Origin of the sequence: Frateuria sp. GZRe14 (assembly GCF_051900395.1) — a bacterium.
Lineage (GTDB): Bacteria > Pseudomonadota > Gammaproteobacteria > Xanthomonadales > Rhodanobacteraceae > Frateuria_A > Frateuria_A edaphi.
Map to the genome: position 1 here is coordinate 959926 of NZ_JBHZGJ010000001.1, position 15314 is coordinate 975239.

The window sequence follows — 15314 nt, forward strand, 5'->3', positions numbered from 1 at the left end:
CACGAACCCGATGTCACTGTTCCGCCTTTCCACCGCTGCCCTCGCGCTGGCGCTGCTTGCCGGGTGCATGGCCATGCCCGCGCGCGACGACGGCGAGTGGGCGCCGACGCCGCCGATGCAGCCTGAGGTTGCCGCCGCGCCTGCCGACGGCGCGATCTACCACGACAACCAGAACATGGAACTTTTCTCTGATGCGCGCGCGCATCGGGTGGGGGACATCCTCACCATCGTGCTGGTGGAAAGCACCCAGGCCAGCAAGAAGGCCAGCACCAGCACCAGCAAGAAGGACAAGGCCGACGTCGCCGCGCCCACCATCATGGGCAAGGACCTGACCATCAACGGCAACCCGCTGAGCGTGGGCCTGGACAGCGAACGCAACTTCGACGGCATCGGCTCGTCGAGCCAGTCCAACCAGCTCACCGGCCAGATCACCGTCACCGTGGCGCAGCGGCTGTCCAACGGCAACCTGATCGTGCGCGGCGAGAAGTGGCTGACCATCAACCAGGGCCAGGAGCTGGTACGCATCGCCGGCATCGTGCGCCCGCAGGACATCGGCCAGGACAACACCGTGGCTTCGACCCGCGTCGCCGACGCGCGCATCAGCTACACCGGCCGCGGCACGCTGGCCGATGCGAACACGCGCGGGTGGCTGTCGCGCTTCTTCAATTCCAAGTGGATGCCGTTCTGATGAAGGCCCAGCTGCCCGTCCCGCCCGAGCCGATGGAAGAAGCCCCCGAGGTTTCCGCGACGCCGGCGCTTTCCACCAACGGCGAGCCGTACGACCACTCGCGCGCCCAGGAAACCCGACGCACCGCGCTCAGCCGCGCGTTGCAGCGCTGGCGCAGCTTCGGCCTGCACGTGGTGGCCGCGCTGGTGGCGATGCTCGCCTGTGCGCCGCTGCACGCGGACAAGATCCGCGACCTGGCTTCGGTCGGAGGCGTGCGTTCCAACCAGCTGATCGGTTACGGCCTGGTCGTGGGCCTCGATGGCAGCGGCGACCAGACCACCCAGGCCCCATTCACCACCCAGAGCCTGGAGAACATGCTCCAGCAATTCGGCATCACCGTGCCGCCGAATGCGCGCCCGCAGCTCAAGAACGCGGCGGCGGTAACCATCACTGCGGAACTGCCCCCGTTCGCCAAGCCCGGCCAGGCCATCGACGTCACCGTCGCCTCGATCGGCAACGCCAAGAGCCTGCGTGGCGGCGAACTGCTGATGTCGCCCCTGCGCGGTGCCGACGGCAACGTCTATGCGATCGCGCAGGGCAGCGTGGTGGTCGGCGGCATCAGCGCGCAGGGCAAGAGTGGCTCCAGCGTGCAGGTGAACATTTCCGCCAGCGGCCGCATTCCCAACGGCGCCTCGGTGGAGCGCAGCGTGCCCAGCGCCTTCAGTGGTGCCGGCGACCTGATGCTCAACCTCAACACCCCCGACTTCACCACCGCCGCGCGCGTGGCGCAGGCGGTCAACACCGCTTTCGGCGCGGGCACCGCCACGCCGGTCGACGGCGGCACCATTTCCGTGCGCGGCCCGCAGGATCCGGCGCAGAAGGTCGCCTGGCTCGGCATGATCCAGAACCTGGACGTCACCCCGGGCGACGCCCCGGCGCGCGTGGTGGTCAATTCGCGCACCGGTACCGTGGTGATCGGCTCGGACGTCAAGGTCACCGCCGCGGCGGTGGCGCACGGCGCGATCCAGGTCACCATCAGCGAACAGCCGCTGGTCAGCCAGCCGCAGCCGTTCTCGCGCGGCCAGACCGCGGTGGTGCCCAGCTCCGACGTGCAGGTCAGCGAGGACGGCGCGCACATGTTCAAGTTCGGCCCGGGCGTGAGCCTGGACACGATCGTGCGCGCGGTGAACCAGGTCGGTGCGGGCCCCAGCGACCTGATCTCGATCCTGCAGGCGCTCAAGCAGGCTGGCGCGCTTCATGCAGAGCTCGTGGTGATCTAGCGACACGCGACGGAAACATGACGCCCGCCAACGCCTCCCTGCCGGCACTCGACACCTGGACCGACCTGTCCGGGTTCAACCAGTTGCGCGCGCAGGCCAAGGGCGACGACAAGGCGGCGCTGCCGAGGGTCGCGAAGCAGTTCGAGGCGATCTTCACCCAGATGATGTTGAAGTCGATGCGCGAGGCGAACGCCAGCTTCGGCGACAACGACGTCGGCGACAGCCAGCAGGGCAAGGCCTACCGCGACCTGTTCGACCAGCAGCTTTCGCTCTCGCTCTCGCAGGGCAACAACGGCCTGGGCATCGCCCGCATGCTGGTGCGCCAGCTCGGCGGCAAGGACGCCGAGCCCAAGCCCGCGCCGACGACGGACAACAAGGCGCTGCTCGCCAGCGTCGCCGCCGGCGCGCTGCCGGGCACCGCGGCCGCGGGCCTGTTCGGGCCCCTCGCGGCGGGCGCCGAGGCCGGTACCCGCGCGCTGCTGCACCTGGGCGAAAGCGTGGCGGGGCAGGGCGACGGGCTGCTGCCCCTCACCGCCGATGCGAACCCGGCGCAGGGCTGGCGCGCCGCGCTCGGCGAGCTGGCACAGGGCGCGGTCAACGTGGCCAGCAAGTTCATCCCGGGCGATCCGGCCGGCTTCGTGCGCGCCATGGCGCCGCACGCGCAGGCCGCGGCCGACAAGCTCGGCGTCTCGGTGCGCGCGCTGCTGGCGCAGGCCGCGCTGGAGACCGGCTGGGGCAAGCACCTGCCGCACCGGCACGACGGTTCCAGCAGCTTCAACCTGTTCGGCATCAAGGCCGGCGGCAGCTGGGATGGCGACAAGGTCAGCGTGCCCACGCTCGAATACGAAGGCGGCGTGGCGGTGCGCAAGCGCGACAACTTCCGCGCCTACGACAACCCTTCCGAGGCTTTCGCCGACTACGCCCGCATGCTGGCGGACAACCCGCGCTACGCGCAGGCGCTGGGAAAAGGCGAGAACATCGCCGGGTTCGCGCATGCGCTGAGCCGTGGCGGCTACGCGACCGATCCGTCCTACGCGGCCAAGCTCACCACCATCGCCAACAGCCCGCAGATGCGCGAAGCGCTGGCGGCGCTGGATGCCGGGACGCTCAAGTGATGCGTCAAACGGCCGTCACAGCGGGCATGACCCATGCCCTGATTCCGTCGCGCGGTCTCATGCGGGGCCGCACGTCGCGGCCCGCGGCCCGTCCGCGCGCCTACCATCCGGGAAACCTTCATGGCTGACCTGCTTTCCACCGGCGTCTCCGGCCTGCTCGCCGCCCAGGTGGGCCTGAGCACCACCGGCCACAACGTGTCCAACGCCAACACCGACGGCTACAGCCGCCAGCAGGTGAGCTTCGCCGCGCGTGCGCCGCAGGCGCAAGGGCAGTACTACGTGGGCACCGGCGTGGACACGCAGGCCGTGCAGCGCGCCTACAGCCAGTACCTCAACACGGCGCTGTGGTCGGCCTCCTCTTCCAAGGGGCGTGCGGACGCCTACCAGGCGCTCACCGACCAGCTCAACAACCAGCTTTCGGGCAGCAGCAACCTGCAGGCGTCGCTGGACACCTTCTTCGGCGCGGTGCAGGACATGGCCAACGCGCCAGCCGATGCCTCCGCGCGCGGCGTGCTGCTGGCCCGCGCCGGTGCGCTCGCCAGCACCTTCCGTGCGCTGTCCGGACAGTTCGGCAGCCTCGATGGCCAGGTGCAGCGCCAGCTCACCGACACCGTCGCCTCGATCAACAGCGACAGCGCCGCGATCGCCAAGCTCAACGAACGCATCCGCTCCTCCACCGGCGCGCAGCCCTCGGACCTGCTCGACCAGCGCGACGCGCTGATCAAGAAGCTCTCCGGCGAAGTCGGCATCAGCGTGGCGACGCAGAACGACGGCACGCTGAGCGTGTTCGTCGGCAACGGCCAGGCGCTGGTCAGCGGCACGCAGTCCTACGAACTGGGCACGGCGCCGAACGCCTACGACGCGACCCGGCTGGAAGTGGTCGACAAGGGCACCGGCGCGGTGCTGAGCGGACGCATCGGCGGTGGGACGCTGGGCGCGCTGCTGGACTTTCGCGGCAACGTGCTCGACCCGGCGCAGAACCAGCTCGGCCGCGCCGCACTGGCGATGGCCGACGCGTTCAACGCCCAGCACGCGCAGGGCGTGGACCTCAACGGCCAGCTCGGCGGCGATTTCTTCACCGTCGCCGGTCCGGCTGTGCAGGCCGCCAGCGGCAATACCGGCAGCGCCACGCTTTCGGCGGGCATCGCCGACCTCGGCGCGCTGGGCAGCCAGGATTACACGCTGTCCTTCGACGGCACCGCCTGGAACCTGCGCGACGGCAGCGGCGCCGCGGTGGCGATGAGCGGCACCGGCACCGCGGCCGATCCCTTTCTGGCCGGAGGCCTGAGCTTCGTGGTCGGTGGCGGCGCGGCGAGCGCGGGCGACAGCTTCCGCATCCAGCCCACCCGCAACGCGGCCGGCAGCATCGCGGTCGCGATCACCGATCCCAACAAGATCGCCGCCGCCGTCCCGCTGCTGGGCAGCGCGGCCAGCGCCAACACCGGCACCGGCGCGGTCGGTGCGCTCACGGTGGCCGATGGCACCGATCCCAACCTGTTCACTGCGTCCAGCATCGTGTTTTCCTCGCCCACGACCTACAGCATCGACGGCGGAGCGGCGCAGACCTTCACCGCCGGCACGCCGATCGTGCACAACGGCTGGAGCCTGACCCTGGACGGCGCGCCGGCCGCGGGCGATACCTTCGGCGTCAAGGCCAACGCCAACGCGCGCGGCGACAACGCCAATGCGCTCAAGCTCGGCGCGGTCGCCAACCTGGGCGTGCTCGATGGCGGCGCCACCAGCGTCGGCCGCGCCTACGGCCAACTGGTCGGGCAGGTCGGCAGCGCCGGTTCGCTCGCCGACGACGCGGCCAAGACGCAGACCGCCGTCTACAACCAGGCGATGGCATCGCAGCAGAGCGTCAGCGGCGTGAACATGGACGAGGAGGCGGCCAACCTGGTGCGCTTCCAGCAGGCCTACCAGGCGTCGGCGCAGATCATCACCGCCGCCAACACCGTGTTCAACGCGCTGCTCGGCGCGTTCAAGTAAAGGATCGGGGCCATGCGAGTCTCCACCAGCTGGATGCAGCAACAGTCGGTCAACACCATGATGGAGCGGCAGGGCGACCTGTCCGACATCCAGACCCAGATGGGCACCGGCAAGCGGATCAACCAGCCCTCCGACGATCCGGTCGGCGCCGCGCGTGCGGTCGAGCTCACCCACCTGGACGCCGACACCGCGCAATACCAGCGCAACATCACCTCGGCCAATGCGCGGCTGGGCCTGGAAGACCAGACCCTGTCCTCGGTGAGCAACGTGCTGGACCGCATCCGCACGCTGACCTTGGAGGGCATGAACGGCACCCAGGCCGACGAGTCGCGTTCCGACATCGCCGCCGAGATGGTCCAGTTGCGCAGCCAGTTGATGGGCATCGCCAACAGCAAGGACTCCCAGGGCGACTACATCTTCGCCGGCAACCGCACCGGAGCCGCGCCATTCGTGTCGCAGGCCGGCGGCGTGAGCTACGTGGGCGACGAAGGCCAGCGCATGGTCGCGGCCGGGCCCGGCCTGCAGGTCGCCACCGGCGATCCGGGCAGCACCATCTTCATGGACGTCCCCACCGGCAACGGCACGTTCGTCGTCGACGCCACCGCCGGAAACACCGGCACCGCGGTGGCCGGCGCGACCAGCGTGACCGACGCCAGCGCATGGGACGGCGGTACCTACCAGATCAGTTTCACCGCGCCGGATGCGTATGAAGTGCGCGACAGCGGCGGCACGCTGGTGGCGAGCGGCGCCTACGACACGCAGAAGGGCGGCATGGTCGCTTTCAACGGCGTGCAGGTGGCGCTGTCCGGAGCGCCGGCGACAGGCGACAGCTTCACGGTCGCGCCCTCCTCGACGCAAAGCGTGTTCGCCACGATGGACGCGATCATCGCCAGCTTCACCCAGACCAACAGTGGCGGCACCGACGCGCAGAACGCGCTCAACGGCCAGCTCGCCAACCTCGACCAGTCGATCGGCTCGCTGACCCGCGCACGCGCGGCGGTCGGCGCGCGCATGAACGCGTTGGACCAGCAGCAGGCGCTCAATGACGACCTGACGCTGCAGTACAAGACCGCGCTGTCGGACGTGCAGGATCTCAACTACTACGACGCGGTAAGCAAGCTCAGCCTGCAGAGTTCCGCGCTGCAGGCCGCGCAACAGACTTTCAGCAAGCTGCAGAATCTTTCGTTGTTCAACTACATCAAGTAAGCAGCCAGGCCCCTGCAGGGGCCCACTCGTGGGCGATGCGCGCTTTCGGCAGCCTGGAAAAATGCATCGCCCACGAGTGGGCTCACGCGAAAAGCCCGGCCTTTCACCTTCACCCGCAAAAAAAACCATTGACCTGCTCAAGTTTCCATGATCGACGTCGAAACAGGCTCTGAGGCGGCGGTGTACCAACCGGCATCCCGCTGACAACCACCGCCGACAAACGGCAACGACCCGATACGGAGCAAATCCCATGGTCATGAGCGTTCTCACCAACATCAGCTCGCTGAATGCCCAGAACAATCTGGCGAAGTCGCAGAGCAAGCTGTCCACCGCCATCGCCCGCCTGTCCTCCGGCATGCGCATCAACAGCGCCAAGGACGACGCCGCCGGCCTCGCGATCGCCACGCGCTTCACTACGCAGATCAACGGCCTGAACCAGGCCGTGCGCAACGCCAACGACGGTATCTCGCTGTCGCAGACCACCGAGTCGGCGCTGGACGAAGTCACCAACAACCTGCAGCGCATCCGCGAGCTGGCCGTGCAGTCGGCCAACGCGACCAACTCCGAGAACGACCGCGCCGCGCTCGACGCCGAAGTGCAGCAGCGCCTCGCGGAAGTGACCCGCATCTCGCAGCAGACCACCTTCAACGGCCGCCACGTGCTGGACGGCTCGTTCGGCCAGGCCGCCTTCCAGGTCGGCGCGAACGTCGGCGAGACCATCTCGGTCGACCTGACCAAGGGCACCCGCGCCGCCGACGTCGGCGCCGTGGCTTCCGCTTCCAGCGACGTCAGCGGTGCGTTCGGTTCGACCGCCGGCCTGACCCTCGCCGCCGGCGACCTGACCGTGCAGCTGGGTTCGGGCACCGTGGTGAACGTGGCCGCCGGCAACTACGCCGACGCCACCAGCCTGGCCGCCGCGATCAACACCGCCGCCACCTCGGCCGGCGTCGGCGGCACGCTCGCCACCGTCTCGGGCAATGAAATCGCCTTCGACAACGCCGAGAGCAGCGCCGTGACCTTCGGCGGCAGCGCCGCCACGACCCTGGGCATGAGCTCGGTCGCCGCGCAGTCGTCCACGACGACCGACGGCACCGCGACCTCCTCGGGCGTGATCTCCAACTTCACCGTCAGCGACCTGAGCATCGACCTGGGCGACGGCGCCGGCGCGCACACCATCACCACCGGCAGCTACCTCGACGCCGCCGCGTTGGCCGCGCAGATCAACACCGACGTGGGCGCGACCATCGCCGCCGACGACGGCACCGGCAAGCTGGTCTTCACCAACTCCACGGCGAATGCCTTCACGGTCGGCGGTTCGACCGACAGCGCCGCCCTGGGCGTGAGCACGGTCGCTGCGCAGACCAGCGGCACGACCGATGGCACGGCCACCTCGACCGGCGTCAACGCCGCCGTGACGGCTGCCGCCGCCTCGACCCCGCTGACCCTGGCCTCCGGTGACTTCAGCATCAACGGCACCGCGATCACCGGTACGTTCAAGGACTCCAAGGCCCTGGTCGACCAGATCAACAGCTCGGGCATCAGCGGCGTGTCGGCCTACATCAACGACGCCGGCCAGCTGGCGATCAACTCGCAGGACGACCTGGTGCTGGCCGGCAGCAACACCTCGCTGGGCTTCACCGCGGGCACCACGGCCGCTTCGGGCGACCTGACCACGGCCAACGTGAAGACCGTCGCCGGCGCGAACGAGACGATCAACCGCATCGACTCGGCCCTGCAGTCGATCAGCTCGATCCGCAGCGACCTGGGTGCGGTGCAGAACCGCTTCGACTCGACGATCGCCAACCTGCAGACCATCTCGCAGAACCTCGACTCGTCGCGCAGCCAGATCCAGGACGCCGACTTCGCGGCCGAAACGGCCAACATGTCCAGCGCGAACATCCTGCAGCAGGCCGGTGTCTCGGTGCTGGCGCAGGCCAACTCCACCACGCAGAGCGTGCTCAAGCTGCTGCAGTAACAGCGGCGACAACCTGAGTGAGGCGGCCGCGGCGACGCGGCCGCCTCACCCATAAAAGGATTCCACGACCATGGCTATCACCGTCGGCTCCACCAGTTCCTCCAGCGCGCTGTTCAGCGCCGCCGGCATCGGATCCGGACTCGACGTCGACAGCCTGGTCAGCCAGCTGGTCGCGGCCAAGAAGAAGCCGCAGCAGGACCAGATCGACGCACAGACCAGCAAGGCGCAGACGCAGATCTCGGCCCTGGGCCAGGTCAGCGCGGCGCTTTCGGCACTGAAGTCGGCGCTCAGCCCGCTGAGCGACGGCAGTGCCCTGGCCGCGCATGCGGTCGCCATCGGCGACACCAGCGTGCTTTCGGCCACTGCCCGCACCGATGCGGTCAACGGCACCTACAAGATCGAAGTGACCAAGCTCGCCGGCGCCATGAAGGCCTCGTCCGGAGCATTCACCGACAGTGACGCGACCGTCGGCACCGGCACGCTCACCATCGCCGTCGGCGACAAGCAGATGAGCCTGGACATCGACGCCGCTCACGCCTCGCTGGCGCAGATCCGCGACGCGATCAACAAGTCCTCCGACAACCCCGGCGTCAGCGCCACCATCGTCACCGGCACCGACGGCGCGCACCTCGTGCTGCGCGGCACCCGCACCGGCACGGACAACGGCTTCAGCGTGAGCGCCAGTGGCGGCGATGGCGGCCTGTCCGCGCTCAGCTACGACCCGAACGCGGCCTCGGGCAACGGCTTCACCGTGATCGACCCGGCACAGGACGCCGAGTACACCATCGACGGCCTGCCCGGGCACAGCGCGGGCAACACCATCAGCACGGCCATCGACGGGCTGACCCTGAACCTGGTCGCCGAAGGCACCAGCACGGTGACCGTCAGCAGCGACACGGCCAAGGCGACCAGCGCGGTCACCAACCTGGTCAACACGTACAACAGCTTCATCGGCATCTACAAGAACCTCACCAAGTACGACGCGACCACCCAGACCTCCGGCGCCCTGATCGGCGACGCCACGCTCAACAGCATCAAGGGCACGCTGGCGGCGGTGATGGGCGGCGCGGCCAACGGCAGCACGCTGAGCGACATCGGCGTGACGCTGCAGCTCGACGGCACGCTCAGCCTGGACAGCGGCGAGCTGAGCGATGCACTCAGGGGCGGCGGCGCGGCCGTGTCCAATCTGTTCGGCGGCGACGCCGGCCTGGCCGGCAAGCTCGGCGGTGCGCTCGACAAGTGGGTCGGCGACGACGGCATCCTCGAGACGCGCACCGACAACCTCAACAAGCAGCTGACGGACCTGGACGACCGCCAGAGCGAACTCGACAGTCGCATGCAGGCGCTCACCACGCGCTACACGCGCCAGTTCAGCACGCTCGACACGCTGCTGACCAAGCTCAACAGCACCAGCAGCTATCTCACCCAGCAATTCGACGCGCTCACCGCGGCGAACAAGAACAAGTAAGTCGGAGGAAACCCACCATGGCATTCGGACAGGGCGCCAACGCCTACCAGCAGGTCCGCTCGCACGGCGGCGTCGAATCGGCCGATCCGCATGGCCTGATCACGCTGCTCATGGACGGCGCGCTGGAGCGCCTGGTCACCGCGCGCGGCCACATGCAGCGCGGCGAGATCGCGCCCAAGGGCGAGGTGATCGGCCGCGTCATCGAAATCATCGGCGGCCTGCGCGACGCGCTCGACCCGAAGGTCGAGAGCCCGCTGGTCGGCCAGCTCGACGCGCTCTACGACTACATGGGCCGCCGCCTGCTGCACGCGAACCTGCGCAACGACGTGGGCGCGCTCGACGAAGTCAGCGCGCTGCTGCAGAAGGTCCGCAACAGCTGGGTAATGGTGCCGCCCGAAGCGCGCCGTCCCGCCGGCGCCGCGGCATGAACGACGCGCTGCCGCTCGCGCTGGCCCTGGCGCTGACGCGCGCCATGCTCGAGGCCGCCCGCGCGGGCGACTGGGAGCAACTGGTCGCGCTGGAGGCCGAGCGTCATCCGCTGGTGATGAGGCCGGTGGCGCAGGACGCGGACAGCGTGCGCCAGTTGGGCGAACTGCTGGCGATCGATCGCGAGCTGCAGGCGTTGGTCATCCAGGCGCGCGACCAGGCCGGCGAACAGTGGCAGGCCGGACAGGATCGCGCCCGCGCCATCGCCGCCTACGGCGGTTAGCGTCTTTGCTCCCTCTCCCCTCCGGGGAGAGGGCTGGGGCGAGGGGTCAAGGCTTGCGGGAAGATCCGCACGAGCCAGATCAGGTCTAGTTGTCGGGACGAAAACCGGGTCGGCTCGGTGAGAGCTTCCCGCGAGCCCTGGCCCCTCGCCCCAACCCTCTCCCCCTGCTCCCATCAAAAATGGGGGAGAGGGAGCGAACGTCGTCCTGCGGATGCGCTTCATTTGATAAGAGCTTGGGCCCGCAGCTTGCATACTCCCCGCCGATGAAAGCCTCCGTCGGAGAAACGACATGACCGCCAGCGCCTGGAACGAGTTCGAGCAGCGCCTTGCCTGCGAGGACAGCTGGCACGCCGACAGCCAGGCGCTTGCCTGGCCGCTGCCCGAAGGACTCGCCCAGCGACTGGCCGAGCGCAATACCGCCGCGCTCGCTTCGGTGGCGGCGCTGGAGGAACGGCGCGTCGAAAGCGCCGATGACGACAGTCCGGTCATGCAGGAACTGTCGAGGCTGGATGCCAAGCTCAATGCGTTGATCGACATGATCAACCGCCTGGCGATGCCTGCCGAAACGTTGCCGCCCCGCCAGGCCTTGCGCTTCAACGCGATCGGCGCGGTATTGCCGGCGGCGCTGGTGCCCGCGGGCGACGCCCTGCTGCTGCGCCTGCGCTTCGACGCTTGCCCGGGCGTGCCGCTGGAGTTGCCCGCGCACATCGAGCGCCGGTTCGCCGACGGCGGCGCGTTCGTCGCCTTCCACGCACTGGGCGATGGCGTTGCTGCGTCACTCGAAAGGTTCGTGTTTCGTCAACACCGACGCAAAGTGGCAGGTGCGCGTCAGGCCGCTCCGTGAATGCCGGTCGGCGCGACGTGAAGCGGTGCGCGCATCGCGCGTGAAGCACTTCACACTTTCGCGAGGTCACGCGTCGTCCGTTTGACGGTCGCCGACAGGGCGGTGTCGTGGTGTGTCACTCCTTCGACGGCCCCGTGGCGCCAGCAAACCGTCGCCGCTGCTCGGTTCCCGCGTAACACCCTTTCGACGCAATCTTCACATGTGACGCATTAGGGCCATCCGCCCGTCCGCGGACAGCCGCAACGGCCGCCTGCGCTGGCCTTCTTCTTGCTCCCTCCCTCGCGTGACCGGTGACGGAAAGCCGGCGGTCCCAAGAAGTACGAACACTGCAGGACAGCCGGCGGTTCGTCGTTCAAAGCGTCAACGTGGAGGGCATACATATGAGCAAGGTCGATTTCCTGGTGATCGAGTCGAACGAGGCGCGGGCCGAGTCCATCCTGTCGGCGCTGCACTTTCTCGGTTACCACCCGCAGCGGGCCGAGGATTGCGCCGCCGTGGAGGAGTCGACCCATGCCTGGCGCGCCGTGTACGTCGGTACGGTCGAGGACGCTGAGGCGGCCGAACGCCAGTTCGCGCTGCTGGGCGACGCCGCCAGCCACGTGCCGGTGCTGCTCGCCAGCGACTCGGCCTGGGCTGCGCGCCTGTGCGCCGCCAGCTCCCCGTTTGCCGCCCGCGTCGGCATGGTCGAGTTCCCGCTGCGCTACGAGCAGCTGGCCGAGGTGATGCGCAGCCTGTACGCGCGCCTGCTCGGCGGCCGCCGCGGCGAGCTGCGCTTCGTCGGCGAGTCCGCGCCGATGCGTCGCGTCAACGCGCTGATCCGCCAGGTCGCGCCGTTCGATTCGTCCGTGCTGGTGCTGGGCGAGTCCGGCACCGGCAAGGAAATGGTCGCGCGCACCATCCACGAGTGTTCGCCGCGCCGCGACAAGCCCTTCGTGGCGATCAACTGCGGCGCGATCCCCGCCGAGCTGCTGGAAAGCGAGCTCTTCGGTCACGAGAAGGGCGCCTTCACCGGCGCGATCAGCACCCGCAAGGGCCGCTTCGAGATGGCCGAGGGCGGCACGCTGTTCCTGGACGAGATCGGCGACATGAGCCTGACCATGCAGGTCAAGCTGCTGCGCGTGCTGCAGGAGCGCGTGTACGAGCGGGTCGGCGGCACCAAGAGCCAGCGCTGCGACGTGCGCATCATCGCCGCCACCCATCGCAACCTGGAGCAGGCGATCGCCGGCGGCCAGTTCCGCGAGGACCTGTTCTATCGCCTGTCCGTGTTCCCGCTGGAAATGCCCGCGCTGCGCGAGCACCTGGACGACCTGCCGGTGCTGATCGGCGAATTCAACCAGCGCCTGGCCCGCCGCGGCCTGGGCAGCGTGCGCTTCTCCGCCGGCGCGGTGAACGCGCTGCACCAGTACGGCTGGCCGGGCAACGTGCGCGAGCTGTGCAACCTGGTCGAGCGCCTCGCGATCCTTTACCCGCACGGCGAAATCCGCGCCAGCGACCTGCCGGAGAAGTACCGCGGCCGCCAGGCCGTGGAGGAAGCGCAGGGCGCCTCGCTGCTTGCGCTGATGGACGGCGCGCCGATGCCGGCGTCGATGGCCGCCGCCGTGGCGGTGTCGCCCGACGCGACGCTGCTGCCCGAGGGCGGGCTGGACCTCAAGGACCACCTGGCCGACATCGAAGTGGGCCTGATCCGCCAGGCGCTCGACGTCACCGGCGGCGTGGTCGCCCACGCGGCCAAGTTGCTGCACATGCAGCGCACCACGCTGGTGGAAAAGCTGCGCAAGTACGGCCTGCAGAACAGCCTGGCCGCGTAAAGCGGGAAACGGGAAGGGGAACGGGGGCGTCGGCCGCGCGCCGGTTCGGCGGCCCGCGCATCCGCCGACATCCGTTTCCGCCCGGCCACTGTCCGCATCGCACGCCGCCTGGACCCGCACGTTTTCCCGTTTTCCGTTCCCCCTCCCCGTGGCACGCCTCGTGCAGTCATACCCCCAGAACCTGCCACGCGCCGGAAACCCGACATGAGCACGATCGACGTCAACAACCTGCTCGCCCAGATGCGCCAGATCTCCAGCCAGGTGCGTCCGGCGGAGACCGCGCTGAAGGCGGCGCCGGCGGCGAAGGCGGACTTCGGCGCGCTGCTGAAGGAATCGATCGGCAGCGTCGGCCAGAGCCAGCAGCAGGCGGGACAGATGGCGGCGGCGTTCGAGCGTGGCGATCCGGGCGCGGACCTGGGCCGCACGATGGTGGCGATCCAGAAGGCCGACCTCTCGCTGCGCACGATGACCGAAGTGCGCAACAAGCTGGTCGATGCCTACAAGGAAATCATGAACATGCCGGTCTGACCGCCGGCAACACGTTCTCCCCTTTGCTTTACGGATGATTCGTTCCCATGGCTGACAACGCCATCGCCACCACTGACAGCTCTGCCAACCGCTTCGATCTCAAGCAGCTTGCGCGCAGCCCGGCCTCGCGCCAGTTGCTGCTGCTGGTCGGCATGGCCGCGGCCGTGGCGCTGGGCGTGGCAGTGGTGCTGTGGTCGCGCGGACCCAACTGGGGCCTGCTCTACGCGGGCCTCGGCCAGCAGGACGCCGCGGCGATCACGCAGGCGCTGCAGTCGACCAACACGCCCTACCAGCTCGGCAACGACGGCAGCTCGATCATGGTGCCGGCCTCGGACCTCGCTGCGGTACGCCTGCGCCTGGCCGGGCAGGGGCTGCCGCAGGGCACCGCCACCAACTCCGTGCCGCAAGCCGATTCGCCGTTCGGCATGAGCGACCTGGCCGAGCGCACGCGCTACCAGCAGATGCTCGAGACCGACCTGGGCAACACCATCGGCAGCCTGCAGGGCGTGCGCGCCGCGCGCGTGCACCTGGCGCTGGCCAAGCCCTCGGCGTTCATCCGCGACAGCCGCGAGGCCAGTGCCTCGGTGCTGGTCACGCTCTATCCGGGACGGCAACTGGACGCGAGCCAGGTGGCCGCGATCGTGCATCTGGTCGCCGCCTCGGTGCCGGACCTGGACGCCAAGCAGGTGTCGGTGATCGACCAGCAGGGCCAGCTGCTCACCGGCAGCGACCCGGACAGCGCCGCCGCCGTCGGCGACAGCCGCCTGCGCCTGGCCACGCGGATCGAAAACAGCTACGCGCAACGCATCGAGGAATTGCTCACCCCATTGGTCGGGCCGGGCAAGGTGCACGCACAGGTCTCGGTGGACCTGGACTTCAGCGCCACCGAGAAGGCCAGCGAGACCTTCGACCACGAACACCCGGCGCTGCGCAGCGAACAGACCAGCAGCGAACATCATGCCGATGGCACGGCCGCCGACGGTGGCGTGCCCGGCGCGCTCAGCAACCAGCCGCCGGTGATGGCCGCGCAGCCGACCGCGGCCAATCCCAACGCCGGCGGCAAGGCCGCCGTCGCGCCGGCGGCCGCCACCGCCCAGACCAACACCGGCGACAGCTCCTCCAGCGCCACCCGCAACTACGAACTGGACCGCACCATCAGCCATACCAGCGACCCGGCCGGACGGCTGGCGCGCCTGAGCGTGGCGGTGGTGGTCGACAACAAGACCGTGAGCGGCCCCAAGGGCGACGCCAGCGTCCCGTTCACGCCGCAGGAACTGGACCACCTCACCCAGCTGGCCAAGAACGCGGTCGGCTTCGACCAGACCCGCGGCGACAGCGTGAGCGTCATCAACCAGGCTTTCCGCACCGCGCCGGCGGCCGACGCGCCCGAGCAACTGCCGCTGTGGCAGCGCCCCGGCGCGCTGGACCTGATCAAGCAGGCCATCGGCGTGCTGATCGCGCTGATCGTCGCCTTCGGTCTCCTGCGCCCGCTGCTCAAGGGGCTGCTGCGCAGCGCGCCGCAACCGGCGCTCGCTGGCGCCGGGCGCGTGCCTACGGTTTCCGTGCGGATTGCCGATGACGATGACGAGGGGAACCGGCTGTCGGGCCCACAGGTGATCGGTTATGAGCAGAAAGTGGGCCTTGCCCGACGCATGGTCAGCGACAACCCCAAGCAGGTGGCGCAGGTGGTCAGGAACTGGGTCGGCGAGGATGGCGGCTAAGCGT

General features: G+C 69.2%; 13 protein-coding genes. All 13 read left to right on the forward strand.

The window, feature by feature from the left end; genetic code table 11:
- Nucleotides 1–10 precede the first annotated feature (10 nt).
- The gene (flgH, locus tag ACFWZ1_RS04275) at nucleotides 11–688 is read left to right on the forward strand and encodes a flagellar basal body L-ring protein FlgH (protein ID WP_439665562.1); all 678 of its coding nucleotides are present in this window, start codon (nucleotides 11–13) and stop codon (nucleotides 686–688) included.
- A 191-nt stretch (nucleotides 689–879) separates the two neighbouring features.
- Nucleotides 880–1947, forward strand: coding sequence for a flagellar basal body P-ring protein FlgI (locus ACFWZ1_RS04280; protein WP_231325881.1), 1068 nt, complete (start codon nucleotides 880–882; stop codon nucleotides 1945–1947).
- 17 nt (nucleotides 1948–1964) lie between these two features.
- The gene (gene flgJ, locus ACFWZ1_RS04285) at nucleotides 1965–3062 is read left to right on the forward strand and encodes a flagellar assembly peptidoglycan hydrolase FlgJ (RefSeq protein ID WP_439665563.1); all 1098 of its coding nucleotides are present in this window, start codon (nucleotides 1965–1967) and stop codon (nucleotides 3060–3062) included.
- A gap of 120 nt (nucleotides 3063–3182) precedes the next feature.
- Nucleotides 3183–5051, forward strand: coding sequence for a flagellar hook-associated protein FlgK (gene flgK / locus ACFWZ1_RS04290; protein WP_439665564.1), 1869 nt, complete (start codon nucleotides 3183–3185; stop codon nucleotides 5049–5051).
- Nucleotides 5052–5063: 12 nt separating this feature from the next.
- On the forward strand, nucleotides 5064–6257 hold the full coding sequence (flgL, locus tag ACFWZ1_RS04295; protein ID WP_439665565.1) for a flagellar hook-associated protein FlgL: 1194 nt from the start codon (nucleotides 5064–5066) through the stop codon (nucleotides 6255–6257).
- A 250-nt stretch (nucleotides 6258–6507) separates the two neighbouring features.
- Entirely contained in the window at nucleotides 6508–8232 is a 1725-nt protein-coding gene (locus tag ACFWZ1_RS04300) for a flagellin N-terminal helical domain-containing protein (RefSeq protein ID WP_439665566.1), read from the forward strand.
- Between the two features lie 70 nt (nucleotides 8233–8302).
- A complete protein-coding gene (gene fliD, locus ACFWZ1_RS04305; RefSeq protein WP_231323997.1) occupies nucleotides 8303–9700 on the forward strand; it encodes a flagellar filament capping protein FliD in 1398 nt (465 codons plus the stop codon).
- A 17-nt stretch (nucleotides 9701–9717) separates the two neighbouring features.
- Nucleotides 9718–10128, forward strand: a complete 411-nt coding sequence (gene fliS / locus ACFWZ1_RS04310) for a flagellar export chaperone FliS (protein ID WP_231323999.1) — start codon at nucleotides 9718–9720, stop codon at nucleotides 10126–10128.
- On the forward strand, nucleotides 10125–10409 hold the full coding sequence (locus ACFWZ1_RS04315) for a flagellar protein FliT (RefSeq protein ID WP_439665567.1): 285 nt from the start codon (nucleotides 10125–10127) through the stop codon (nucleotides 10407–10409). Before fliS ends, ACFWZ1_RS04315 begins: the two co-directional genes overlap by 4 nt.
- A gap of 289 nt (nucleotides 10410–10698) precedes the next feature.
- Entirely contained in the window at nucleotides 10699–11253 is a 555-nt protein-coding gene (locus ACFWZ1_RS04320; RefSeq protein ID WP_231324003.1) for a PilZ domain-containing protein, read from the forward strand.
- A 380-nt stretch (nucleotides 11254–11633) separates the two neighbouring features.
- Entirely contained in the window at nucleotides 11634–13061 is a 1428-nt protein-coding gene (locus tag ACFWZ1_RS04325) for a sigma-54 dependent transcriptional regulator (protein WP_231324005.1), read from the forward strand.
- Between the two features lie 204 nt (nucleotides 13062–13265).
- Nucleotides 13266–13589, forward strand: coding sequence for a flagellar hook-basal body complex protein FliE (fliE, locus tag ACFWZ1_RS04330; protein WP_231324007.1), 324 nt, complete (start codon nucleotides 13266–13268; stop codon nucleotides 13587–13589).
- 47 nt (nucleotides 13590–13636) lie between these two features.
- Nucleotides 13637–15310: a flagellar basal-body MS-ring/collar protein FliF gene (gene fliF, locus ACFWZ1_RS04335; protein WP_231324009.1), complete on the forward strand. Its 1674-nt coding sequence runs from the start codon at nucleotides 13637–13639 to the stop codon at nucleotides 15308–15310.
- Nucleotides 15311–15314: the final 4 nt, after the last annotated feature.